The following is a 21,915-nucleotide window of genomic DNA, read 5'->3' on the forward strand; positions in this document are numbered from 1 at the left end:
TGATGCGCATCTCCGTCGACAGGGACGTCTGCATCGGCGCCGGCCAGTGCGCCCTGGTCTCCCCCGACGTCTTCACCCAGGACGACGACGGCTTCGGCACGGTCGTGCCGGGGCGGGAGACGGGCGCGGGCGGCCCGCTGGTCCGCGAGGCCGCCCGCGCCTGTCCCGTAGGGGCCGTCACCGTGGAGGAGGTGACCGGGTAGCCGGTGCGTGATCAGGCGGCGCCGTCGCGCAGGAGCAGCCGCGCCACGGTCAGGCCGGGCTTCGCCAGCTCGGCCTCCACGGCGGCCGCCCGCTCGCGGCCGAACTCGAGACCCGGCTGCGGCCGCCCGGTCCGGGCGACGTGACGGATCCGCAGGTGCGTGGGCGGATGGGTGGCGTCGACGCAGTGACCCCGAAGCTCGCCGGCGCGCCGCAGACGCTCGTACTCGTGCGCCGGAACGCGACGGACCTCGGTCGCGACGCGCTCCCACAGACCGTCGGCCGCCTCGTCACGCCGGCCCGCCGGGGCACCGCGGCGGGCCGGGCCGGCGGTGCGCGTGCGGGCGGCGACGACCTCGCGGCCCAGCGCCGTCTCGGCGCTGCTCGCCGCGAGGAGCCGCTCCATCATCCCGACTGCGGCGTCCCGCCCCGCGATGCGGGCGGCAGTGCCGTCGGCGAGGTACTCGGAGCGCTGCGAGGCCCGCAGGGTCGCCTGGTCCAGGAGCAGGACCAGGCCGTACACGCCCCAGCGCGGGAGCGCGGTGAGCAGGTTCGAGAACCCGTCCAGCAGGGAGCGGCCCGGGCTCGGCTCGAGCATGTACAGCCAGGTGGTGAGGGAGTTCAACGCGCTGCCGACCAGAAGGGAGTGCCGCGTGTCGCCGTGCGCGTAGTGGCCGAACTCGTGCCCGAGGAGCGCGACCCGCTCCTGAGGTGTGAGGACGGCCCACAGGCCCATGCCGAGGACCAGCACACGGCGTCGGCGGAGGCCGTACGTGACGACGCCGGCGTTCACCTCGGCGTCGAGCACCACGGCGTCCACGCCCCGGGTGCCCACCGCCGCGGCGATCTCGTCGAGCAGGCCGAAGAGCCGGGGGGCGTCGGCCCGTTCGAGCAGGGGCAGCTCCGCCCGTTCGTCCAGGCGACCGAACCGCGGCCGCAGGAGGACGGCGAGGCCGAGCAGCAGCACACCGATGACCGGCTGGGCGCCTTCGCCCCAGCCCGCGATCAGGAACCACAGGCCCAGGAACGCGACGACGAGGGTGAGCCCGTGGACGGCGAGGGCCAGGACGGTCGCCAGCACGCCGGCGGCGCCCGGCCGGGGCGGCGCGCCGGAACCGGAGTCCGGCTCCCGGGCGAGGTCGGCGAAGAGCTGCTCGCCGTACCGGTGCGCCATGGCCCGCCGCAGCCGCTCGACGCGGTCGGGTTCCGGGTCGGGCCCGGTGTCGCCGTCGGCCGGGTCGACGTTCCAGTCACAGGCGGCACACCAGGTGACGAAGCGCGGATCGACGGGGACGGACTCCCCGCAGGTGGGGCAGGCCTCGGTCCCCCGCCCTCGCCCGGGTTCCGGCGCGGCCGTGTCGAGGTCGGCCGGTTCGACGTCGGACGGTTCGACGTCGGACGTGTCGACCCCGGCCGTGTCGACCCCGGCCGTGTCGACCCCGGCCGTGTCGCCGGCGACCGTGTCGACCGCCTCCGTGGCCCCCTCCGGGATCCCGCTTCTCATCCCCATCCCTCGTTTCCCGCCCCTTGTTGCTCTGCACGTGAGAGCGCGCACCCTACCGGTCCGGTCCTGCCGCGCCCCACCGGGTTTCTCCTTGTCGTGGGGTCCACGGCGAGCTATCTTGCATTACATGGTTCCTGGTGAAGCAATGAACGAGGTGGGGGGCAAGGTCCCCAGCCAGCTCCGCAAGGGCGTACTGGAGCACTGCGTTCTTGCGCTGCTCAGGAACGGGCCGAGGTACGGGGTGGAGCTGCTCGGCGAGCTGTCGGCGGTCAGCGTGATGACCACCAGCCAGGGCACGATCTATCCGCTGCTCTCGCGGCTGCGCCGCGAGGGGCTGGTCGACACCGAGCTGCGCGAGTCGCCGAGCGGTCCGCCCCGCCGCTACTACACGCTCACCGCCGTCGGGCGTGCGGCACTCGCCGAGTTCACGCGGGCCTGGCCGCTGTTCCGGGACGCCGTCGACCACTTCCTGGACGACTCCCCGAAGCCCGCCGCCCCACCGGCCACCACGGCCCCACGGACCACTACCGCTTCTCAGAACGACTCTCAGGGGGAACCCGCATGAACACGACCGACCACCCGAGCGTCGTCGCCTACCTCGACGCCGTGGCCCGCGAGACGGCCGGACTGCCCGCCGAGCGCCGCGCCGAACTACTGGCGGACCTGCGCGAGCACATCGAGGTCAGCGGCGCCGGCACCGAGGAACGGCTCCGCGAGGTCCTCGCCGAACTCGGCGAGCCGCGTACCGTCGCGGCCTCCGCGCTCGCCGAGGAGCCCTACCCGGCCATGACCGCCGCATCCGCCGCATCCGTCACCTCCGCCATGTCGGTCACGTCCGCCGAGCCCGCGCGCCCCGCCCGCTCCCGGCTGACCATCGCCCTGCTCGCCTCGGCCGGCCTGGTCTTCCTCCTCAGTCCTCTGGTGGGCGGCGTGGTCCTGATCGCCGGTCTGGTGCTGCTCTGGGGATCGCGTTCCTGGTCGGCCCGTCACAAGCTGGTGGGCACGGCCACTTCGGCGGCCGTGCCCCTCGCGGTCCTCGCCGGCTCCGTGCTGCTCGCCGGCGGCAGGCTGGGCCCGATGGAGCTCCTGCTCCTCGTGTGCGTCTCCGTGGCCCTGCCCGCCGTCGGCGCCCTGACCCTGCTGCGGGCGCTGCGCGCCTGAGGCCCTCGCGGCTCGTCACCGACCGCGTTCCGGCACGAACGAGCCCCCGGGAGGTCGCTCCCGGGGGCTCATCGGTGCTGTGGGCGAGCGGATCAGAAGGTGAGGTTCCAGGCGTCGATGCGGCCCGTGTCCTGGCTCGCGATGTCCTGGACGCGCAGCTTCCACGTCCCGTTCGCCGCCTCGGCGGAGGCGTTGACCGTGTAGGTCTTCAGCACGTCGTCCGCGCTGTCGCTGTTGCCGAAGTCCTCCAGCGGGTACACGGTGCCGTCCGGCGCGACGAGCGAGAGCACGAGGTCGCCGCGGTAGGTGTGCTTGATGTCGACGCCGACCTTGAGGGTCGCCGGGGCGTTGCCGGTGACACCGGTGACGCCGATCGCGCTCTCGACGGTCGCGTTGTCCGTGATGGCGACGTCGGCGAGGTTCTCGAAGTACCGACCGGTGGGCGGCTGGGTCGTCCCGCTGACCGCCTTCAGGGCGTCGACCTGACCCTCGCCGAAGAAGCCGTTCTTCGTCGTGGTGCCGGTGCAACGGCTGTCGGACGGGCACGCCTTGTCGGTGGCCTGGGTGGCCAGGGCGTTGCGGATGTCCGCCGGGGTGAACGTCGGGTTGGTGCTCGCGATGAGCGCGGCGACACCGGCGACGTGCGGCGAGGCCATCGACGTACCGCTCATGGAGCCGTACTTGCCGCCGGGCAGCGTCGAGTAGACACCGGTGGAACCGTCACCGCCGGGAGCGGTGACGTCGATGATGCCGTTGCCGAAGTTGGAGTACGAGGCCTTCGCCCCGCCGCTGGCCTGCGCGGAGACCGTCACGACGCCCGGGAGCTCGGTCGGGATGTCGATGCAGGCGTTGGTGATGGTGCGGGTGACCGGCGTGGAGTCGTTCGGGCTCTCGCTGTCGGTCGTCTTGTTGGCCAGGTCGTAGTTGGAGTTGCCGGCCGCGGCGACCTGGAGCGAGCCCTTGGACTCGGCGTAGGCCTGCGCACGGCGGACGCCCTCGATGATGGCGGCCTGGTCGACGTTGTCCGGGCAGTTGAACTGCCACGGGTCGGTGTAGTAGCTGTTGTTGGTGACCTTGAAGCCGTGGTCACCCGCCCACATGAAGCCGCAGATGGTGTTCTCCGCGAAGAACAGGCTGCTGGTGGGCTCGGCGACGCGCACGGAGGAGATCTTCACTCCGGGGGCCACGCCGATCACGCCCTTGCCGTTCTTGGCCGCGGCGACGGTGCCGGCGACGTGCGTGCCGTGCGTGCCGACGTCACGCCAGGCGCCGGCGCGGGTGTCCGCCTTGCCGTAGGCGCAGGAGACGGAGTCGGCGGCGTTGAAGTTGGGCGCGATGTCCTGGTGCTGGTCGTCGACGCCGGTGTCCAGGACGCCGACCTTGACGGTGGCGGAACCGGTGGTGACGGCCCAGGCCTGGTCGGCCTTGATCTGGGTCATGTCCCAGCGGTTGGACTCGGTCAGCGTCGTCGCCGACTGCGAGGGGTTGGCGGGCAGCGCCGGGTTGTACGCGTCGGCGGGCACGTCGGAGGTACGGGTCGCGCCGACCTGCTGCACGCCGGTCACGCCGCGCATCGTGGCGGCGAAGGAGGCGGAGGTGGAGTGCGCGACGACGACGCCGATGGCGTCGTAGGAGGCGAAGACGGACCCGCCGTTGGCGGCGACGGCCGAGCGTACGGCGGTGGTGTCACCGGGCGTCGTGATGACGAGGTACGCGCGGGTGCCGGCGGCCCAGGCGGCCGTGCCGGTCGCCGAGGCGGCGGAGGCGGAAGTCCCGGAGGCCTTGGCGGCCTTGGCGGCCTTCGCGCCGGTGGTGGCCCGGCCCTCGGCCTGGGCGGTGCCCTGCGGCTCGATGCCGTTCGCGGCCCGGCCGTCGGCCTGGGCGGGGGCGGCGATGGCCACGGTGGCGCCGACGACGACGGCGATCGCGACCGGGAGTCTCAGCCGACTCGATATGTGGGAAAACAATGCGTCCTCCGATGACCCGGAGGCGCGGGTGGCGCCGACCGGGTCCTGTGTTGTGTGGGGTGGACGCAAGATCCCAGGAGGCCGGGAGCGGAAGAAAGGATTCTGCCCGGCATATCCCTTTCCGTTACCCATTGTTGATCTGACGGCACGCCATGTCCGGGACCAACGAGAACGGTCGGGACATTCCGACCAGCGGGTCCGGGGAGCTGGGGAAACCCGCTCGGCCGGCGGGTCATGGCGCAGAATCGCCACCATGAGGCTGCCCACTCCCGTGCGCGTACTGAACGAGACACTCGCGTTCCTGCTGGAACTCGCGGCCCTCGCCGTGCTCGCGTGGTGGGGCTGGGAGAGCTCCGACGCCGTCGCGGTACGGCTGGTGGCCGCCGTCGCGGCCCCGACCGCGGCCGCGGTGCTGTGGGGCCTCTTCGCCGCCCCCAAGGCGCGCTTCGCGGTCGCCCTTCCCTGGGTCCTCCTGGTGAAGGCCCTGGTCTTCGGTGCGTCCGCGGCCGCCCTGTACGCCGTGGACCGGCACACGGCGGCACTCGCCTTCGCCGTGGTGGCGGTGACCAACACGGCTCTGGCGACGGCGGACCGGCGGGCGGAGACGGGGGCGGGGGCGGGGGCGGGACGGATACGGCCCTGAGGACCTGCGGCCCTGGGGCTCTGAGTCCTGCGGCTCTGGGTCCTGCGGCTCCGAGTCCTGCGGCTCTGAGGCCCTGAGGCCCCGAGGCTCAGAGCGCGCGAAGTGCCGCGCTCAGGCGGTCAGTCGGGCGGTCACGCGGCGGTCCGCCGCGCGTACACCTCGATCTCGATCTTCATGCGGAGGTCGGAGAGGCCGCACACGAGCATCGTGGCGGCCGGTCGTACGTCGCCGAAGCAGCGGCGCAGGACCGGCCAGCAGGGCTCGAAGTCCGCCCGGTCGGGAAGGAGGTAGCGCACCCGCACCACGTCGGCGAAGGTGCACTCCGCCTCGGCGAGGGCGGCCCCGATGTTGCGCAGGCACTGCTCGGCCTGCTCCACCACGTCGTCGGAGATCGTCATGGTGGTGTAGTCGAAACCGGTCGTCCCGGACACATGGACCCAGTCGCCGTCCACCACGGCACGGGCGTAGCCGATCTGTTCCTCGAAGGTCGAGCCGCTGAGGATCGCACGTCTTTCTGTCATGCGCCGAACGCTAGGTTGCCTGTGTCGATACGTCTAATACATCGAAGGGGATGACCTGATATCTCTGAGCGTATGGAGCGCCCCGACATCCCCCTGGCTCAGCTGCACGCCTTCGTCGTGCTCGCCGACGAACTGCACTTCGGCCACGCGGCCGCCCGCCTGGGCATCGCACAGCCACCGCTGAGCCAGCAGATCCGCCGCCTGGAGGACAAGGTCGGCCACCCGCTGTTCCACCGCGAACCGGGACGCGTCACGCTCACCCCGGCCGGCCGCGAACTGCTGCCGGTCGCGCGGCGGGTGCTCGGCGAGCTCTCGGACGGCCTGGCCGCGGCCCGGGCCGTGGGCAGCGGCCGGGCCGGGCGGCTGCGGATCGGCTTCTCCGCGTCCCTCGCCCTGACCGTGCTGCCCGGCCTGCTCCGCACCTTCCGGGAGCGGTTCCCCGACGCCGACCTCGACATCCGCGAGATGACCAGCGCGCCACAGATCGCCGCGCTGCACGACAGGACCATCGACATCGGTCTGCTGCGCGAACCTCCCTCCGGCGAGCAGGAGCTCGGCTTCAGGACCGTCCTCACCGAGCCCTTCGTCGCGGTGCTGCCGGCCTCCCATCCCCTGGCCTCCCAACGCACGGTTCGCGTCGCCCAGTTGGCGGACGCGCCCTTCGTGCTGCCGCCTCGCGACGTCGGACCGCAGCTGCACGACCGGATCACCGGCCTGTGCACCGCGGCGGGCTTCACGCCGCGGATCGCCCAGCGGGCGGTGGAATGGCAGACCGTGTGCGCACTCGTGGAGACCGGCCTCGGCGTCTCCCTGGCCCCGGCGAGCATCCGCCGGATCCGCCTCGGAAACGTCGCCTTCCGCCGCGTCGCCCCCGGCACCACCCGCACACGGGTCGCCGTAGCCTGGCGCAGGAACGACCCCAACCCCCTGGTCGACCATCTCCTGACGACCGTCGGCAACGCCGCACCGGACGGGTCCTAGGCCGTGTCTCATAATCGATCTTGTGGTGGGGCAAGGAGAGATCACGGATGCGGCGTGGTCGGTCGGCCGCCGGCGTTCGACAAGGTCGCCTACCGGGGGCGGAACGTCGTGGAGCGGTGCCTCGCCCGGTTGAAGCAGTTCCGCGCGGTGGCAACCCGTTTCGACGAGCTGGCAGTCCGCTACCGGGCGGGAGTGGTCATCGCGGCGCTGAGCCTCGGGCTCAGGGCTGACGGTTGATCATCGTGTTCAGTGCCTGTCTCTGATCCCTGTCGGCTGGCAACGTGCGCAGGCCACTGGAAGCAACCCGCAGACACAGGCTCCAATGCCTGCAAAGGGTGTCAAAGTGGTCTACAACTGGGGCATCGACGCGGCTGTACAGGAGACCCGGTCGATGCCAACCGGTCACTGCAGTGCCCGGTCGCTCCCGGGCGGCCGAGCATCGGAAAGGATTCACCTCATGGCCGACATCAACGTCGCGCTGCACGTACAGGTCAAGGCCCTGCCCGGCAAGGAGGAAGAGGTCGCCGCCCTTCTCCGCGAGGGCCTTGCCATCGTGCAGGAGGAGCCCGACACCGTGGCCTGGTTCGCCGTACGCCTGAGCCCGTCCACCTTCGCCATCTTCGACGCCTTCCCCGACGACGACGCACGCCAGGCCCACCTCGCCGGCCGCCTGGGCAGCGCCCTGACGGAGCGAGCCGGAGAACTGTTCGCCCAGCCCCCTTCCGTCGAGCGACTCGACGTCCTCGCCCACAAACTCCCCTGAAGAACAGGCGGCGCCCTTGACCCGCCGCCACGGCCCACGCACTCCGCAAGCGGCCGGCCCCGGCCGACAGCCTGCGAGGCGCTCGGTGAACCTCCCCACTCGCTTGAGCGACGAAGCAAGTGAGGCGACGAGCGGCCCTGGCCGGCCTCAGAGATCCCCATCAGGGCGGCGGATCTCAGAGCTGGAGCGGCTGCGTCGGCCGCCCACACACACGACCGACACGAGCAAGGCCAAGGCGCTGGAGCGGGTGGAGGAGGTCTCCGCTCACCCACGCGTTCGCCCCAGACATGCCAGGTGCCGTTCGTATCACCGTCATGGTGATACGAACGGCACCTGGCTGCGTCCTCGGCTGCACCCGTCCTGACCAGCTCCGGCAGTCCAGACACAGCCACTCAGTCCGAGTTGAACCACACCCGCACTCCGGGGCCGTCCGGCGTGATCACCGATATCCACGCCTCCGTCTCCCTGATGGTGATCCACCCGTGGCACTCGAACGGGCCACGATCCCACGGATCCAGCCCCCGCCGGTCTCCGGGATCCGTCAGGCCCTGGCCGCGCAGATCACGTCGTACGGCCTGCCGATGGCCAGGGTCAGCCGCATCGGCTCGGTGGTGCCGGAGGGGCACTGCTTCGCGTCCTTCACGAGGTCGAGCACCTTGAAGCCGCTGCCCGCCGCAGACGCGCACGCGACCTCCTGCGCCGTGTCCGTGACGCAGTCGCCCTTGACCAGCTGGCCGCCGCCCGCGCCCGCGTCACCGGGGTGGTCGCCGGAGAGGTTGCGCCCGCAGACGGTCTTGCTGGGGATGCCGCCGCCCTTGTCGCCGCCGGAACCGAAGGAGATCTTGACCTGGATGATCAGGTCGGTGCCCGCCGGGCACTGGATGGCGTCGGGCAGGATGCTCGCCTCCATCACCGCCAGCGCCTTGAAAGTGGCGCCGGAGTCGTCGCAGTCCAGGGCCCGGTAGCCGTCGGGCGCGTCCTCGGGGTCGGGGCCGCCGCAGTCCCCGACGTTCCAGGAGGAGGCCTTGTCGCCGCCGGAGCCGCCGGACGACGAAGAGGAGGACGACGACGAGGAGGAGGTCGAGCCGCTGTCGTCGAAGACCTTGGAGGCGCCGTAGGCCAGACCGAGGATCACCGCGAGGATCACCAGGGTCGGGAGGCAGCCTCCCTGGCGGCGGCCGGGTGGCGGGGTCGTGCCGTGCGTGGCCATGACGCTCCTTCCGGCCCGGGCGCCGTGCCGGGCCGAGAGATGGGTACGGGGAGCGACGGGGTCGCTCGGACACGGGGACGCGCCGTGTACATGCCATGGTTCCGCTCGGGCTCCGCCCCGGTTCCGGCGCCGGCTACGGCCCTGGCTACGGCTACAGCTACAGCTACGACCCTGGCCCTGGCCCTGGCATCGCCGTCCGCGACCTTCCCCGTCCGCCGCGTGGCGGCCTTCCCCTTCGCTTGGCCTGCCCGCCTGCCTGCCCCCGCACCGTCAGCCGACCGCGTCCGCCGCGGTCACGGCGTCGAGTTCCTTCAGGGCCGCCGTCACCGACTCCTCGGAGGCCGGGAGCAGCGGCAGCCGCACGTCAGGGGTCGGGATGCGTCCCTGGGCATGGAGGACGCCCTTGACGACGGCCGGGTTGGGCTCGGCGAAGAGCAGGGCGGACAGGCGGGCCAGCCGGTGGCCGAGGGCGCGGGCGCGGGCGATGTCGCCGTCCTGCCAGGCGTCGAAGAGCGCCGTGAAGCGGTCGGTGGCCAGGTGCGCGGAGGCGAGGATGCCGCCCGCGGCACCGAGGGCGAGGAGCGGCGAGGTGAAGACGTCGTCTCCGGCGAGGACGGCGAAGCCGTCGGGCAGGTCACCGAGGAGGGCGACGGTGTCCTGGTCCACGCCGCCGACGGCGTACTTGACTCCGACGACTCCGGGAACGGCTGCGAGCGCCCGCAGGGTGTCGGCGTCGAGCGGGCGACCGGTGCGGTACGGGATGTGATAGACGATCAGCGGTACGGCGCTCTCGGCGGCGAGGGCCGTGAAGTGGGCGACGACGCCCGCCGGCGAGGGCCGTACGAAGGCCGGGACGATCACCAGGGCGGCGCGCACCTCGGGCCATCGGGCCAGGCCCGCGAGTTCCCGGGCGGCCTGCGCGGTGGCGCCGCTGCCCGCGCCGACGACGAGCGGCGCCCCGCGCAGGCGGCAGACCCGCGCGCAGGTGTCGACCACGGCCGCGCGCTCCTCCGGATCGAGGGCGCCGACCTCTCCGGTGGTGCCGAGCGCGACGAGCCCGGCGGCGCCGCCGTCGAGCGCGGAGTGCGCGAGGGCCTCCAGGGCGTCGAGGTCGGGGCGGCCGTCGGGGCCGAACGGGGTGACGAGGGGGACGTGGATGCCGTGCGGAGTGAAGTCCTGTGCCATGCCTTCGAGACTGGCGGCAGCGAACCCACAGGTCCAGTTCGCGTTTCCGATGCGAACCGTAAGCTGTGCTGATGCTCGACGTACGACGACTGCGCCTGCTGCGCGAACTGGCCCTGCGCGGCACCATCGCCGCCGTCGCCGAGGCCCTGTCCTTCACTCCCTCGGCGGTGTCCCAGCAGCTCGCGACCCTGGAGCGGGAGGCCGGCGTGGCCCTCCTCGAACGGTCGGGGCGCGGTGTACGGCTGACTCCCGCCGGCGAGAACCTGGTGCGGCACGCGGAGGCGGTCCTCGAACGCCTGGAGCAGGCGGCGGCCGAGCTCGCCGAGGCGCGGCACGGTCCGGCGGGCCCGCTGCGCATCGGCGCCTTCCCCACGGCGAGCCGCGCGATCGTGCCGGAGGCGCTCGTACGCCTCGCGGTCCGGCATCCGGCGCTCGAGCCGATGGTGTCCGAGACCGATCCGGCCGCGGTGGCGCACGCCCTGCGCGCGGGCGACCTGGACGTGGCACTGATCCACGACTACGACCTGGTGCCCTCGCCGCTGGAGCCGGGGCTGGCTGCCGAGGAGTTGTGCGAGGAGGAGATGTATCTGGCGTCGGCCGCCCCCAGGCCCGACGGGCAGGAGCGGCAAGGCGTGCGCCCGGGCGGCCTCGACCGGCAGGGCGAGCGGCTCGACGGGAACGACCGGCAGGGCCCGCGGCTTGACGGGCTCGAGGTGCTCGCCCGCTGGCGGGACGCGCCCTGGATCATGCCGGGTCCCGACACCCTCTGCCGGGCGGTGACCGAACAGGTCTGCAGGGCCGCCGGGTTCGTGCCCCGTGTCCGGCACCAGGTGGACGAGTTCGCGACCGTCCTGGCCTTCGTCTCGGCCGGTCAAGGGGTCGCGGTGGTCCCCCAGTTGGGCGCGGCGGACCCGCCGCCCGGGGTGCGCCTCACCGCACTTCCGGTGATCCGCCGGACCCGGATCGCCTTCCGCAGCGGCGCGGGACCGCACCCGGCGGTCGCGGCCCTGACCCGCGCGTTGCGGGAGTCCGTACCGGAAGGGCTGGGCGGACGGTCCGGCTCCGGTGGAGCATGATCCCCATGCGCCTGAACCGACGCCGCCCCCAGGACACGTACCGTTGGATCAAAGGCGCCTTGGAGGGCGTCCCCGACGGCGACCGGCGGGCCTGCGCCGACTGCGGGACGTCCATCCGCGCGTACCAGTACCGGCAGCACCCGCCCGATTCCGACGCGTACGAGCGGTGCATCGGCTTCGCCTGGTGCTCCGCCTGCCGCGTCTTCGACGCGAACGTGGTGTTCGTCCCGCGCAGGCGGGTGCTCGTCGACCGCCTCGCAGGCCTCCCCGCCGAGCGGCGGGAGGCGCTGCTGCGCAAGGAGGCCGACCTGGTCGCTCATCTCGACCGGAACTGGCACCGGTAGGCCGGCGGGCCCGGCAGGTCGGCAGGTCCGTAGAGCGCGGAGGCGTAGAACCGTGGAGCGTAGAGCCGCGGACCGGCGGGTCAGGGCCCGGGGGTCACTGGCCCACGCGGCCGTCGATCCGCTCCCTCAGCAGGTCCGCGTGACCGCAGTGCCGCGCGTACTCCGCGATCTGGGCCACGACGATGTCGCGGAGCTGCACGTCCCCGGCGGGGCGGGCACCGAGATCGGCGGAACCGGCGAGGAACCGGTCGGTCACCTCGCACTCGGCGCGCCAGCGGCACCAGGCCTCCGCCACGACCTCCGGGTCGGCGACCGCGCCGTTCCAGTCGGCGTCCCGGTCCTCGGCCGTGCGGTAGATCCGGGGCAGGTCCTCGCCGGCCATACGGCGGAGGTGCCGCTCGTCCTCGGCCAGGTGCCGCAGCAGACCGAGCAGGGACATCGTGGAGGGCGGCACCGAGCGCCGGGCCATCTGCTCCGCGTCCAGGCCGGCGCACTTCATCTCGAAGGTGAGCCGGAAGTAGCGCAGACCGTCGGCCAGCGTGCCCCGTTCGCCGACGATCTCCCCGTCGGTCTCGCGCGGGTCGTCGTCCGGGTCGACCCACATGTCGGGTTCGACGGTCGACGGCGTCCAGCGGGTCACCGCTGCGTCGTCAGTGCGCTCTGCTGCGTCCGGTTCCATGCGCGCATCCTCACGGGCCCCGGCCTCGTCCGCCATCGAATATCGAAGGTCGGAGCAGGTCAGGGCACTGGCGCAAGTCGGGGCGCGTCGGAGCAGGTCAGAGCAGGTCCGGTGCGGCGAACAGCTCCTCGACCCAGTAGGCGCTCGCCTCGTGGCAGTCCGCGGCCGGAGTGCCGGGGAAGAGGCGGAACCACGAGACGGCGCGCGAGAGCGCGGCGAGCCTGACGGCGAGCGTCGCCGCGCGCCGCAGTCGCGCGAGCGGCACGCCCAGGTCCGTCCACGGCTCCAGGTACGCGTCGCGGACGGCGGTCACGGCGTCGAGGCCGTAGCGTTCGCGGACGTCCCGGGCGGGCACGAGGAGGCTGGCGAAGGGATGCGCGACGGCGGCGTCGCCCCAGTCGAAGAAGGTGAAGCGGCCGTCGCCGGGGGCGAGGACCTGTCCGTCGTGCAGGTCGCAGTGGTCGAGCGAGTCGGGGACGCCGATCGAGTCGAGTTCCGCGCACCAGTCGAGCAGGAGCGGACGCCGGCCGCGCAAGGAGTCCCGTGCCTCGGGCGCGAGGGTCGGGTTGGTCCCGACGAGGCCGTCGAAGATCTCCGGCAGGTGCCGGGTGCGGGCGCTGGGCACGCCGAGTTCCGTCATGCGGTCGGCGTACGGGGTGAGGGCGCGCTGCATCCGCGCGTACTGCCCGACCGCCGCCAGCCAGTCCCCCAGGCCCGCGTCGCCGCGGTCGAGCACGCCGCGGAAGAGCGGGCCGCCGTCGGGCAGGAGGCACCAACCGCGCTCCGGGTCGACCGCGAGCGGCGCCATGACGTGTTCGGGAACCCAGTCGGCGAGGGCGCCGCCCAGGGCGGCCTCGAAGCCGGCGGCCGGGGCGCTCGCCTTGAACCAGACGGCGTCCCTGTCAGCCGTGCCGGTGCGGAAGCGGACGAGGACCGACCAGGGCCGGACCCGCGCCTCGCGGGGCCCGGTCTCCCGCAGCCCGTGCCGGGCGAGCCCTCGCTCCGCCCAGCCCAGCGCGGCCTCGCGCCAGTCGGGACGCTCCCAGGGCGTGACCGCGTCGCCGAAACGGCCGCGGTCGACCGTCATCCCCGGCGCGGACTGGCCGCCGACCGCAGGGCCGGAATCGGTGCCGGTCCCGGTTCCGGTCCCGGTCTCAGTGCCGGTCCCGGTCCCGGTCTCAGTGCCGGTCCCGGTCCCGGAATCGGTGCCGGTCCCGTTCTCGGTGCCGATCCCGGTGTCGATTTCGGTGTCGGTGTCGGTCTCGCTCCGCATCCGGCGATTGCACCACCGGTGGCGGCGCGGGCGCACCCGAAATTCGCGCGGAGCCGGTCAGCGCCGGGAGCCGGGGCCCGTCGGCGCGGGCCCCGGTCCAGGAAGGTCCGTACCGCGTCGGATCAGTCGCGCTCGGCCGCGCGGGCCGCCTTCTCGGCGCGCATCTCCTTGATGCGGACGTTCTCCTTGCGGACGTCCGCCTGGGTGGCGCGCTCCTTCTGGAGCCACTCCGGGTTCTCGGCCTTCAGGGCCTCGATCTGCTCGGTGGTGAGGGCGTCGGTGACGCCGCCGCGGGCGAGGCCGGAGATGGAGATGCCCAGCTTGGCCGCCACGACGGGGCGCGGGTGCGGGCCGTTGGCGCGAAGCTCGCGCAGCCACTCCGGCGGGTCGGTCTGGAGGGCGTTCAGCTCGGCGCGGGAGACGGAACCCTCACGGAAGTCGGCGGGGGTGGCGTCGAGGTAGACGCCCAGCTTCTTCGCCGCGGTGGCGGGCTTCATGGTCTGGGCGTTCTGGTGCTGCGTCATGGTGACAAGAATATCGGGCAGGTACGCGGTCGCCGACCACGGCCGGTAATCTGGCCTGGTGACAGGCTCGGACGCATCCCTCTCCCCCGCTCCCGCCCCAGACCCCACCCCCGATCCCGCTCCCGACCTCGGCGTCTCGTCCGCTGCAGCGGCAGCGGCGTCGCCGTCGTTCCGGCTGGCGTACGTGCCCGGCGTGACGCCCGGCAAGTGGGTGCGGATCTGGAACGAGCGGCAGCCCGACGTGCCGCTCGTACTGACCCAGGTGTCGGCGGCGGACGCGGAGGCGGCCCTGCGGGAGCACGGCGCCGACGCCGCTCTGCTGCGCCTCCCCGTGGACCGTACGGTGTTCAGCGCCATCCCCCTGTACACCGAGACCACCGTGGTGGTGTGCCCCAAGGACCACATGGTGGCGGCCGCGGACGAGGTGACCGTCGGCGACATCGCGGACGAGGTCGTGCTGCACCCGCTCGACGACACCCTGGACTGGGAGCGTCCGCCGGGGCAGCCCGCGTTCGAGCGACCGGCGACGACGGCCGACGCGATCGAGCTGGTGGCGGCGGGGATCGGGCTGCTGATCGTGCCGCAGTCGCTCGCCCGCCTGCACCACCGCAAGGACCTGACCTACCGGACGATCACGGACACACCGCAGTCACAGGTCGCGCTGTCCTGGCCGGAGGAGGCCACCACCGACCTGGTGGAGGACTTCATCGGGATCGTGCGCGGGCGGACGGTGAACAGTTCGCGCGGGCGGAGGCCCGACGAGAAGCCGTCGAAGGACGCGAAGGCCGAGCGGGCGGCGAAGCCGAAGGGCCAGCAGCAGAAGCAGCAGCCCCGTCAGGGCCAGAAGCAGGGCCAGAAGGCCGGGCAGAAGCGGCAGGCCGCCGGCGGCGGCTCGCGCAGGGCCGGCGGCGCGCCCAAGGGCTCGCGCTCCGGTGGTACGGGAAAGCCGCGCCGCCGCGGCTGAGGGGCCTGGGACCTCCGGACGATCGCGGCGGCCTGGGTACTCGCCTCGGCGGGGCGGCCGACGGAGGGCGTCTCGTGCCGGGGCGCAAGCGCCCGTGATGAGCGCGGGCGTCGCTCCGTAGGCGAGGCCGACGCGGGTGTTGCAGACGAGGGTGGCCACGAGCGGTCCCCAGGTGCTGCCACCACCGGGACGTCGAACGGCTCGACGGGCGTCCCTGTCGCGCCCCTGAAGCCGGCCCGTCAGGCGGAGTCGCGGCGGACCAGTTCGGTCGGCAGGATCACCGTCGCCGGCTCCTCCCCCGCTATCCGGGCGAGAAGGGTGCGGACCATCTCGGCGCTGATGCGGTCCCAGGGCTGGCGGATGGTGGTGAGCGCGGGACGCGAGGAGAGGGCTGCCGGGGAGTCGTCGAAGCCGCCCACGGCGACGTCCTCGGGGACGCGGCGGCCGGCCCGGTCCAGGGTGTCGAGGACGGCCAGGGCCATCAGGTCGGAGGCGACGAAGACGGCGTCGAGGTCCGGGGCCCGGTCGAGGAGCTGCCTGGCGGCCGCCTCCCCGCCCACGCGGCTGTAGTCGCCGGTGGCGACGAGGGCCTCGTCGTAGGGAAGTCCGCACTCGGCGAGGGTCTCGCGGTAGCCGGCGAGTCGCTCGACACCGCCGGGGGTGTCGAGGGGGCCGGTGACGGTGGCGATCCTGCGCCGCCCGGTGCCGTAGAGGTGGCGCACCATGTCGCGGGCGCCGTCGCGGTCGTCGGCGGCGACGTAACCGATCTTCGCGGTCTGGCCGAGCGGTTTGCCGCAGGCGACGACGGGGACGCCGGCGGTGTTGAGGTGGTCGACGAGCGGGTCGCCGGAGTGGCTGGAGACCAGCAGGACGCCGTCGACGTGACCGGCCTCGATGTAGCGGAGGTTGCGGCGGCGTTCGTCCTCGGTGCCCGCGATCATCAGCAGCAGGGGGATGTCGCGGTCGGCGAGCGCCTGGGTGCAACCGCGCAGCAGGACGTTGAAGTTGGGGTCCTCGAAGAACCGTTCCTGGGGCTCGGTGAGCAGGAAGGCCACCGAGTCCGACTTGCCGGTGATCAGCGAGCGGGCGTGCCTGTTGACGACGTATCCGGTCTTGCGGATGGCCGCGTCGACGGCCGCCTTGGCCGCGGGGCTGACGTAGTGGCCTCCGTTGAGGACGCGGGAGACCGTGCCGCGCGAGACGCCGGCCTCGCGCGCCACGTCGTGGATGGTCGCGGGGCGCCGCCTGCTCGCTGCTGTGCTCATGGTGTGCGTTTCTCCTCGTTCCCCTGTGCTTCAGGACTTTACGGCGCCGGAGAGCAGGTCGAGGCTCCAGAAGCGCTGGATCACCAGGAAGAGCGCAATGAGCGGGAGGACCGCGAGGAGCGCTCCGGTGATCACCAGGGTGTAGAGGGCGGGTTGGCTCGCGCCCTGCATGAGCAGGGTGAACAGGCCCACGGTCATGGGGAACTTCTCGTCGTCGCCGAGCATGATGTACGGCAGCAGGAAGTTGTTCCAGACGGCCACGAACTGGAACAGGAAGATCGTGACGAGTCCCGGGGACATCATCGGTACGGCGATGCGCAGGAAGATGCGCAGTTCGCCCGCGCCGTCCATGCGGCCGGCCTCGACGAGTTCCATGGGGATGGCGGCCTCGGCGTAGATCCGGCCGAGGTAGACGCCGTACGGGGAGAGGATCAGCGGCATCAGGACGGAGAGGTACGTGTCCGTGAGGTCGGCCTCGGCCATCAGGAGGTACTGCGGGATGGCGAGGATGACGGGCGGCATCAGGACGCCCGTGAGGATCACGTTGAAGAACAGTTCGCGGCCGCGGAAGCGGTAGACGGCCAGGGCGTAGCCGGCGAGCGCCGACACGACGGTCGACAGGAGGGCGCCGAGGCCCGCGTAGAACACGGAGTTGGCCATCCAGCGCCAGTAGATGCCGTCGCGGTACGCGCCGAGTTCGCCGAGGTTGTCGGCGAGGCCGTCGCCGGGCAGGAAGGTGAAGGTGGAGAAGAGGTCGGAGCCCGACTTGGTGGCGGCGACCAGGACCCAGGCGACGGGCAGCAGGCAGTAGAGCGCGCCGAGGACGAGCGCGGCGGTCGGCAGCAGCGCGGTGCGGCGGGTGGCGGGGGTCCCGCTGCCGGAGGCGGCCGGCGGGCACTGGGAGGTGCCGGGGGTGGTGCCGGCGGCCGGGGCCTCCTTGCGCGACTGCGTGGGGGCGGCGGGCCCGCTCATCGGGGTGCTCCTTGGGTGGTGCGGCGGTTGGAGGCCCGCAGGAGGGCGAAGGACAGCAGGAACGTGGCGATGGCCAGGATCACGGCGGTGGCCGAGGCCGCGTGGATGTTCCCGCCGACGAAGGCGTCGTTGAAGACCTTCATCAGGGGGCTCCAGGTCGTGGTGATGCCGTTGGTGAGCGGCTTGAGCGTGGTGGGCTCGTTGTAGACCTGGAGGGTGGCGATCACCGAGAAGAAGAAGGTGAGGACGAGGGAGGGCGCCACCATGGGGATCTTGATGCGCAGGGCGATCTGCAGTTCGGAGCAGCCGTCCAGCTTGGCTGCCTCGAAGACCTCCGCGGGCAGGGAGCGCAGCGCCGTGTAGATGACGATCATGTTGAAGCCGGTGCCGCCCCAGACGGCGATGTTCGCCATCGACCCGTAGAGCAGGCCGCCGTCCATCAGGTCGGGCTCCGGGAGCCCGGCGGCGCGCAGGAGGTAGTGGAAGGGGCTGACGTCGGGGAGGTAGAGGAAGCCCCACAGCAGGGCCGCGATCACTCCGGGAACGGCGTACGGGAGGAAGATCGCGAGCCGGGCGAAGGAACGGGCGCGGACGCGCTCGGAGTCGAGCAGGAGCGCGAAGAACAGGGCGAGGCCGAGCATGACGGGCACGACGATGACGCCGTAGCCGAGGACGCGCAGGGCGCTGTGCAGGAGTTCGGGGTCGGTGAGGGCCGCGGTGTAGTTGTCGAGGCCGGCCCAGACCTCGTTCTTGGCGCCCTTGCCGAGACCGAGGCCCTTGACCTCGATCTTGTGGAAGCTGAGCCGGACCGCGTAGCCGATGGGCAGCGCGAAGAAGAGGAGGAAGAGGGCGGCGGCCGGGAAGAGGAAGCCGTACGGGGCCGTCCTGACCCCGTACGACCGGCGTGCGCCCTGGTGGGGCTTGCTCACCGGGCGACCTCGAAGCCCTGCTTCTTCAGGTCGGCGACCGTCAGGTCCTGCATGGCGGTGAGGGCCTCGCCGAAGCCCGACCTGGCCTTGGCCGCCTTCCCGAACTCGTCCTTGAAGGCGCTGTAGGCGACGTTGACGTTCGGTCCCCAGGCGGCGGGGGCGGTGGTCTTCGCGATCTCGGCGGCGCGGGCGAAGAAGTCGGGCTGGTTCGCGAAGAACTCCGGCGGGTTGGCGAGCGCGGGGCCGCTCTGGGCGGCGGAGGCGGCGGGGTAGATGCCGGCCTCCTTGACCAGGGCGGTCAGCGCCTCGGGGTCGGTGTTGAGCCAGGTGGCGAACCGGGCCGCGGCCGCCTTGTGCTTCGAGTCGGTGGTGACGGCGGTGGTGGAGCCGCCCCAGCTGCCGGTGCTGGGCTTGGCGGTGTCCCACTGGGGCAGCGGGGCCATGGCCCACTTGCCCTTGGTGTCGGGGGCGGCGGTGGTGAGGGTGCCGGGGGCCCAGACGGCGCTGACCCAGGCGATCTGCTCGCCGGTGTTGAGGGCCTTGTTCCAGGCGGGCGTGTACATGGGCTGGTTGTCGATGGCGCCGTCCTTGACGAGTCCGCCCCAGAATTCGGCGACCTTCTTGCCGGTGGCGTCGTCGATGCCGACCTTCCACTTCTGGCCCTCGGTGGTCCACCAGGTGGCGCCGGCCTGCTGCGCGAGGCCGGCGAAGAGACCGGCGTCGTTGGCGGAGAAGGTGGTGAGGGACTTCTCGGGGGCCTTGGCCTTGAGCGCCTTGGCGGTGGCGGCGAACTCGTCCCAGGTGGTGGGGACCTCGAGGCCGTACTTCTCGAAGAGGTCCGTCCGGTAGAAGAACATGAGCGGGCCGGAGTCCTGCGGGACCGCGTAGACGGCGTCGGAACCGAGGGTGGTCTGCTGCCAGAGGCCGGGGGCGAACTTGTCCTTGGCGCCGGAGACCTCCTTCGATATGTCGGCCAGGGCGTCGTTGCTGACGAGGGTCGGCAGGGCCTGGAACTCGGCCTGGACGAGGTCGGGGGCCTGGTGGGCCTTGGCAGCCGTGATGATCTTGGTCACCAGGTCGTCACCGGAGGCCTGCTTCTGCACCGTGACCTGGATCTCCGGGTGCTTGGCGTTCCAGATCGCGGCCACCTTCTCCATGTTGGGCGCCCAGGACCAGTAGGTGAGCGAGACGGGGCCGGACTCCGCCTCGCCCTCCCCGCCGGAGCCGGAGCCGCAGGCGGTGAGGGTGGTGGCGCCGAGGACGACGGCGGTCGTGACGGCGGTGGCGACGAGAACGCGACGGCGCAGCGCGTGGGGCATGGGGTGCTTCTCCCTGACCGAAAGGGGCCTTCCGCGGAGAGCGGGAAGGCCTGCCATGCATCTGTGAGCGTTCACAGTAGAGAAACGTTCCGGACACTTGTCAATGGTTGATCGTGTGCGCTTATGTTGCGTTGTGGCATCGAGACCTGCTGTGTGCACGTTCACAGATTGGCCCCGATCCAGCCCACTCACGCGAGGTAGATTCAGATCCCGACGTTCCAGGAGACACGCATGCCGCCGACCGCCCCCAAGGGCCTGCACCGGCTCGCTTTCGGCGGGGACTACAACCCCGAACAGTGGCCGGAAAGCGTCTGGCACGAGGACGTACGGCTGATGCGCGAGGCCGGCGTGACCATGGTCAGCGTCGGCATCTTCTCCTGGGCACTCCTCGAACCCGAGCCGGGCCGCTACGACTTCGCGTGGCTGGACCGCATCCTCGGTCTGTTGCACGACAACGGGGTCCGGGTCGACCTCGGCACGCCGACCGTGGCGCCGCCCGCATGGTTCTACCGGGCCCACCCGGAGGCCCTGCCGGTCACCCGGGAGGGCGTGCGCCACTCCTACGGATCGCGCGGGGCGATCTGCCACAGCTCCCCGGCGTACCGGGAGGCGGCCGCCCGCATCACCACCGCGCTCGCCGCCCGCTACGCCGACCACCCGGCGCTCGCCCTCTGGCACGTCCACAACGAGTACGGCGTGCCCGTCAGCGCCTGCTACTGCGAGATCTGCGCGGCCGGCTTCCGGCGCTGGCTCGCGCAGACGTACGGACCGGTCGATGCCGTCAACGAGGCGTGGGGCACCGCGTTCTGGGGCCAGGCCTACACCTCGTACGAGCAGATCGACCCGCCCCGGCTCACCCCGACCGTCGGCAACCCGGCGCAGCAGCTGGACTACCGGCGCTTCGCCGACGCCACGATCCGGGAGAACTTCCGCTCCGAGCGGAACATTCTCCACCGGCTCTCCCCCGGCGTCCCCGTCACCACCAACTTCATGACGGCGCTCAGCCAGTGCGACAGCCTCGACTACTGGGCCTGGGGCCGCGAGGTCGATCTGGTCACCAACGACCACTACCTCATCACCGACGGCCGCCGCACCCACGTCAACCTCGCCATGGCGGCCGACCTCACGCGGTCGGTCGCGGGCGGCGCGCCCTGGCTGCTGCTGGAGCACTCCACCAGTGGCGTCAACTGGCAGCCCCGCAACCCCGCCAAGCGCCCCGGCGAGATGGCCCGCAACTCCCTGGGGCACGTCGCCCGCGGCTCCGAGGGCGCGATGTTCTTCCAGTGGCGGCAGTCGCGGCGCGGCGCCGAGAAGTTCCACTCCGCGATGGTCCCGCACGGCGGAACCGACACCCGCGTCTGGCGCGAGGTGGTCCGGCTCGGCGCCGACCTGGAGTCCCTGGAGGCCGTACGCGGCACCCGCACCGTGCCGGACGTGGCCATGCTGTGGGACTGGCAGTCCTGGTGGGCGCAGTCCCTCGAGTGGCGGCCCAGCGAGGACCTCGACGCCCGGGAGCGGGCCGACAGCTACTACGAGGCGCTCTACGACCGCCACCTCACGGTCGACTTCGCCCACCCCGAGTCCGATCTGTCCGCCTACCCGCTGGTCGTCGTCCCCGCGCTCTACCTCGCGACCGAGGCCGCCGGGCAGAACCTGCGCGAGTACGTCGAGAACGGCGGCACCCTCGTCGTCTCCTGCTTCTCGGGCATCGTCGACGAGCACGACGCCGTCCACGGGGGCGGGTATCCGGGCGTCCTGCGGGACGTGCTCGGCGTGACCGTCGAGGAGTGGTCGCCGCTGCTCGCGGGCGAGCGCGTGGGGATCGCCGGGCCGGGCGGGGCGTCGCTGACGGGCGACGTGTGGACCGAGTTCGTCGAGCCGCGCGGCGCCGAGACGGTGTGGACCTACGCCGACGGCCCCGCCGCGGGCGGGCCCGCGGTGACCCGGCACCGGCTGGGCCGCGGCACCGCCTGGTACGTCTCCACCCGACTGGACGCGGCGGCGCTCGACCACATCCTGGGCGCGGCCTGCGAGGACGCGGGTGTCGCGACGCGGTCCCTGCCGCGGGACGTGGAGGTCGTCCGCCGCGCCGGCGAGGAGGGCCGCTTCCTCTTCGCGCTCAACCACTCCGCCGAGGACGCGAAGGTGCCGCTGGAAGGTCCCGGCACCGAGCTCCTGGCCGGCACGCAGGTCGCCGGTCACGTCGCCGTCCCGGCCGGCGCGGTCCGGGTCGTCCGTCTGGACGGCTAGGTCCTGTCGGGCCCTGATCCGCCAGGCGGGCCTTCATCCGCCCTGCCCTCCTCATCAGCCGGACAGGCCGGACCGCGCCCTGCTCCCGGTCCTTCGGACAGGGTCTGGCCGACCCCCCTTCCCCAGCCCTCCCGACAGGGCCTGACCGCACCCCCTTCCCCAGCCCTCCCGACAGTGTCCGACC

At 72.5% G+C, this 21,915-nt stretch carries 22 protein-coding genes and 1 pseudogene; 11 read left to right on the forward strand and 12 right to left on the reverse strand.

Annotation, left to right across the window (positions count from 1 at the left end; translation table 11 throughout):
• Nucleotides 1-2: 2 nt before the first annotated feature.
• Nucleotides 3-203 (forward strand): ferredoxin, encoded by a 201-nt coding sequence (locus tag ACFY8W_RS24805; RefSeq protein ID WP_391109086.1) that lies wholly within the window; start codon nucleotides 3-5, stop codon nucleotides 201-203.
• A gap of 11 nt (nucleotides 204-214) precedes the next feature.
• On the opposite strand, the gene ACFY8W_RS24810 is transcribed toward ACFY8W_RS24805, so the two are convergent.
• Nucleotides 215-1,705, reverse strand: coding sequence for a M48 family metalloprotease (locus ACFY8W_RS24810; RefSeq protein WP_391109089.1), 1,491 nt, complete (start codon nucleotides 1,703-1,705; stop codon nucleotides 215-217).
• Nucleotides 1,706-1,832: 127 nt separating this feature from the next.
• On the opposite strand from ACFY8W_RS24810, the gene ACFY8W_RS24815 reads away from it, so the two are divergent.
• Together ACFY8W_RS24815 and ACFY8W_RS24820 are read left to right on the forward strand one after the other, a co-directional pair.
• The gene (locus tag ACFY8W_RS24815; protein WP_391109091.1) at nucleotides 1,833-2,270 is read left to right on the forward strand and encodes a helix-turn-helix transcriptional regulator; all 438 of its coding nucleotides are present in this window, start codon (nucleotides 1,833-1,835) and stop codon (nucleotides 2,268-2,270) included.
• On the forward strand, nucleotides 2,267-2,866 hold the full coding sequence (locus tag ACFY8W_RS24820; RefSeq protein WP_391109093.1) for an HAAS signaling domain-containing protein: 600 nt from the start codon (nucleotides 2,267-2,269) through the stop codon (nucleotides 2,864-2,866). The genes ACFY8W_RS24815 and ACFY8W_RS24820 overlap by 4 nt, the downstream gene beginning before the upstream one ends.
• A gap of 92 nt (nucleotides 2,867-2,958) precedes the next feature.
• On the opposite strand, the gene ACFY8W_RS24825 is transcribed toward ACFY8W_RS24820, so the two are convergent.
• Nucleotides 2,959-4,719 carry a S8 family serine peptidase gene (locus ACFY8W_RS24825; protein WP_391109671.1) on the reverse strand — a complete coding sequence of 587 codons (1,761 nt, stop codon included), beginning with the start codon at nucleotides 4,717-4,719 and terminating at the stop codon, nucleotides 2,959-2,961.
• Between the two features lie 367 nt (nucleotides 4,720-5,086).
• Between ACFY8W_RS24825 and ACFY8W_RS24830 the strand changes: the two genes are divergently transcribed.
• A complete protein-coding gene (locus ACFY8W_RS24830; RefSeq protein WP_391109096.1) occupies nucleotides 5,087-5,476 on the forward strand; it encodes a DUF2568 domain-containing protein in 390 nt (129 codons plus the stop codon).
• Between the two features lie 131 nt (nucleotides 5,477-5,607).
• Here ACFY8W_RS24830 and ACFY8W_RS24835 read toward each other — a convergent pair whose 3' ends face one another.
• On the reverse strand, nucleotides 5,608-5,997 hold the full coding sequence (locus ACFY8W_RS24835; protein WP_391109099.1) for a Rid family hydrolase: 390 nt from the start codon (nucleotides 5,995-5,997) through the stop codon (nucleotides 5,608-5,610).
• 72 nt (nucleotides 5,998-6,069) lie between these two features.
• Here ACFY8W_RS24835 and ACFY8W_RS24840 point away from each other — a divergent pair, with 72 nt between their 5' ends.
• From ACFY8W_RS24840 to ACFY8W_RS24850, 3 genes and pseudogenes are all read left to right on the forward strand, one after another.
• Nucleotides 6,070-6,978: a LysR substrate-binding domain-containing protein gene (locus ACFY8W_RS24840; protein WP_391109101.1), complete on the forward strand. Its 909-nt coding sequence runs from the start codon at nucleotides 6,070-6,072 to the stop codon at nucleotides 6,976-6,978.
• Nucleotides 6,979-7,038: 60 nt separating this feature from the next.
• Nucleotides 7,039-7,215: pseudogene (locus ACFY8W_RS24845) on the forward strand (IS5/IS1182 family transposase); the annotation flags it as partial.
• A gap of 220 nt (nucleotides 7,216-7,435) precedes the next feature.
• On the forward strand, nucleotides 7,436-7,741 hold the full coding sequence (locus ACFY8W_RS24850) for a putative quinol monooxygenase (RefSeq protein WP_391109104.1): 306 nt from the start codon (nucleotides 7,436-7,438) through the stop codon (nucleotides 7,739-7,741).
• A 541-nt stretch (nucleotides 7,742-8,282) separates the two neighbouring features.
• Here the strand turns inward: ACFY8W_RS24850 and ACFY8W_RS24855 are convergent.
• Entirely contained in the window at nucleotides 8,283-8,951 is a 669-nt protein-coding gene (locus ACFY8W_RS24855; protein ID WP_391109107.1) for a hypothetical protein, read from the reverse strand.
• A gap of 270 nt (nucleotides 8,952-9,221) precedes the next feature.
• Nucleotides 9,222-10,136, reverse strand: a complete 915-nt coding sequence (locus ACFY8W_RS24860; protein WP_391109110.1) for a dihydrodipicolinate synthase family protein — start codon at nucleotides 10,134-10,136, stop codon at nucleotides 9,222-9,224.
• A 71-nt stretch (nucleotides 10,137-10,207) separates the two neighbouring features.
• On the opposite strand from ACFY8W_RS24860, the gene ACFY8W_RS24865 reads away from it, so the two are divergent.
• Entirely contained in the window at nucleotides 10,208-11,212 is a 1,005-nt protein-coding gene (locus ACFY8W_RS24865) for a LysR substrate-binding domain-containing protein (protein WP_391109112.1), read from the forward strand.
• Between the two features lie 5 nt (nucleotides 11,213-11,217).
• Complete coding sequence (locus ACFY8W_RS24870) at nucleotides 11,218-11,556, forward strand: hypothetical protein (protein ID WP_391109115.1); 339 nt, start codon at nucleotides 11,218-11,220, stop codon at nucleotides 11,554-11,556.
• A 94-nt stretch (nucleotides 11,557-11,650) separates the two neighbouring features.
• Here the strand turns inward: ACFY8W_RS24870 and ACFY8W_RS24875 are convergent, their stop codons facing one another.
• The 3 genes from ACFY8W_RS24875 to ACFY8W_RS24885 all read right to left on the reverse strand — a co-directional run bounded on the left by ACFY8W_RS24875 (nucleotide 11,651) and on the right by ACFY8W_RS24885 (nucleotide 14,032).
• Nucleotides 11,651-12,235: a DUF664 domain-containing protein gene (locus ACFY8W_RS24875; RefSeq protein WP_391109118.1), complete on the reverse strand. Its 585-nt coding sequence runs from the start codon at nucleotides 12,233-12,235 to the stop codon at nucleotides 11,651-11,653.
• A gap of 97 nt (nucleotides 12,236-12,332) precedes the next feature.
• Nucleotides 12,333-13,508 carry an aminoglycoside phosphotransferase family protein gene (locus tag ACFY8W_RS24880; protein ID WP_391109121.1) on the reverse strand — a complete coding sequence of 392 codons (1,176 nt, stop codon included), beginning with the start codon at nucleotides 13,506-13,508 and terminating at the stop codon, nucleotides 12,333-12,335.
• 122 nt (nucleotides 13,509-13,630) lie between these two features.
• Nucleotides 13,631-14,032: a DUF5997 family protein gene (locus ACFY8W_RS24885; RefSeq protein WP_391109124.1), complete on the reverse strand. Its 402-nt coding sequence runs from the start codon at nucleotides 14,030-14,032 to the stop codon at nucleotides 13,631-13,633.
• Between the two features lie 175 nt (nucleotides 14,033-14,207).
• On the opposite strand from ACFY8W_RS24885, the gene ACFY8W_RS24890 reads away from it, so the two are divergent.
• Nucleotides 14,208-14,996, forward strand: a complete 789-nt coding sequence (locus ACFY8W_RS24890; protein WP_391109674.1) for a LysR substrate-binding domain-containing protein — start codon at nucleotides 14,208-14,210, stop codon at nucleotides 14,994-14,996.
• A 239-nt stretch (nucleotides 14,997-15,235) separates the two neighbouring features.
• Here the strand turns inward: ACFY8W_RS24890 and ACFY8W_RS24895 are convergent, their stop codons facing one another.
• Genes ACFY8W_RS24895 through ACFY8W_RS24910 form a run of 4 tightly spaced genes read right to left on the reverse strand, consistent with a single transcriptional unit; the run spans nucleotide 15,236 to nucleotide 19,481 of the window.
• Nucleotides 15,236-16,261: a substrate-binding domain-containing protein gene (locus ACFY8W_RS24895; protein ID WP_391109127.1), complete on the reverse strand. Its 1,026-nt coding sequence runs from the start codon at nucleotides 16,259-16,261 to the stop codon at nucleotides 15,236-15,238.
• Between the two features lie 30 nt (nucleotides 16,262-16,291).
• Complete coding sequence (locus tag ACFY8W_RS24900; RefSeq protein ID WP_391109130.1) at nucleotides 16,292-17,233, reverse strand: ABC transporter permease subunit; 942 nt, start codon at nucleotides 17,231-17,233, stop codon at nucleotides 16,292-16,294.
• Nucleotides 17,230-18,162: an ABC transporter permease subunit gene (locus ACFY8W_RS24905; protein ID WP_391109133.1), complete on the reverse strand. Its 933-nt coding sequence runs from the start codon at nucleotides 18,160-18,162 to the stop codon at nucleotides 17,230-17,232. Before ACFY8W_RS24905 ends, ACFY8W_RS24900 begins: the two co-directional genes overlap by 4 nt.
• The gene (locus tag ACFY8W_RS24910; RefSeq protein ID WP_391109136.1) at nucleotides 18,159-19,481 is read right to left on the reverse strand and encodes an extracellular solute-binding protein; all 1,323 of its coding nucleotides are present in this window, start codon (nucleotides 19,479-19,481) and stop codon (nucleotides 18,159-18,161) included. The genes ACFY8W_RS24905 and ACFY8W_RS24910 overlap by 4 nt, the downstream gene beginning before the upstream one ends.
• A gap of 231 nt (nucleotides 19,482-19,712) precedes the next feature.
• Here ACFY8W_RS24910 and ACFY8W_RS24915 point away from each other — a divergent pair, with 231 nt between their 5' ends.
• On the forward strand, nucleotides 19,713-21,731 hold the full coding sequence (locus tag ACFY8W_RS24915) for a beta-galactosidase (RefSeq protein WP_391109138.1): 2,019 nt from the start codon (nucleotides 19,713-19,715) through the stop codon (nucleotides 21,729-21,731).
• Nucleotides 21,732-21,915 lie beyond the last annotated feature (184 nt).

It is taken from the genome of Streptomyces sp. NPDC012637 (genome assembly GCF_042954805.1).
In the GTDB taxonomy this organism is placed as follows: Bacteria; Actinomycetota; Actinomycetes; order Streptomycetales; family Streptomycetaceae; genus Streptomyces.

Coding starts and splice junctions, on each gene's coding strand:
- ACFY8W_RS24805 (WP_391109086.1), top strand. CDS start 3: ATGCGCATCTCCGTCGACAGGGACGTCTGCATCGGCGCCGGCCAGTGC.
- ACFY8W_RS24810 (WP_391109089.1), bottom strand. CDS start 1,705: ATGAGAAGCGGGATCCCGGAGGGGGCCACGGAGGCGGTCGACACGGTC.
- ACFY8W_RS24815 (WP_391109091.1), top strand. CDS start 1,833: ATGGTTCCTGGTGAAGCAATGAACGAGGTGGGGGGCAAGGTCCCCAGC.
- ACFY8W_RS24820 (WP_391109093.1), top strand. CDS start 2,267: ATGAACACGACCGACCACCCGAGCGTCGTCGCCTACCTCGACGCCGTG.
- ACFY8W_RS24830 (WP_391109096.1), top strand. CDS start 5,087: ATGAGGCTGCCCACTCCCGTGCGCGTACTGAACGAGACACTCGCGTTC.
- ACFY8W_RS24835 (WP_391109099.1), bottom strand. CDS start 5,997: ATGACAGAAAGACGTGCGATCCTCAGCGGCTCGACCTTCGAGGAACAG.
- ACFY8W_RS24840 (WP_391109101.1), top strand. CDS start 6,070: ATGGAGCGCCCCGACATCCCCCTGGCTCAGCTGCACGCCTTCGTCGTG.
- ACFY8W_RS24850 (WP_391109104.1), top strand. CDS start 7,436: ATGGCCGACATCAACGTCGCGCTGCACGTACAGGTCAAGGCCCTGCCC.
- ACFY8W_RS24855 (WP_391109107.1), bottom strand. CDS start 8,951: ATGGCCACGCACGGCACGACCCCGCCACCCGGCCGCCGCCAGGGAGGC.
- ACFY8W_RS24860 (WP_391109110.1), bottom strand. CDS start 10,136: ATGGCACAGGACTTCACTCCGCACGGCATCCACGTCCCCCTCGTCACC.
- ACFY8W_RS24865 (WP_391109112.1), top strand. CDS start 10,208: ATGCTCGACGTACGACGACTGCGCCTGCTGCGCGAACTGGCCCTGCGC.
- ACFY8W_RS24870 (WP_391109115.1), top strand. CDS start 11,218: ATGCGCCTGAACCGACGCCGCCCCCAGGACACGTACCGTTGGATCAAA.
- ACFY8W_RS24875 (WP_391109118.1), bottom strand. CDS start 12,235: ATGGAACCGGACGCAGCAGAGCGCACTGACGACGCAGCGGTGACCCGC.
- ACFY8W_RS24880 (WP_391109121.1), bottom strand. CDS start 13,508: ATGCGGAGCGAGACCGACACCGACACCGAAATCGACACCGGGATCGGC.
- ACFY8W_RS24885 (WP_391109124.1), bottom strand. CDS start 14,032: ATGACGCAGCACCAGAACGCCCAGACCATGAAGCCCGCCACCGCGGCG.
- ACFY8W_RS24895 (WP_391109127.1), bottom strand. CDS start 16,261: ATGAGCACAGCAGCGAGCAGGCGGCGCCCCGCGACCATCCACGACGTG.
- ACFY8W_RS24900 (WP_391109130.1), bottom strand. CDS start 17,233: ATGAGCGGGCCCGCCGCCCCCACGCAGTCGCGCAAGGAGGCCCCGGCC.
- ACFY8W_RS24910 (WP_391109136.1), bottom strand. CDS start 19,481: ATGCCCCACGCGCTGCGCCGTCGCGTTCTCGTCGCCACCGCCGTCACG.
- ACFY8W_RS24915 (WP_391109138.1), top strand. CDS start 19,713: ATGCCGCCGACCGCCCCCAAGGGCCTGCACCGGCTCGCTTTCGGCGGG.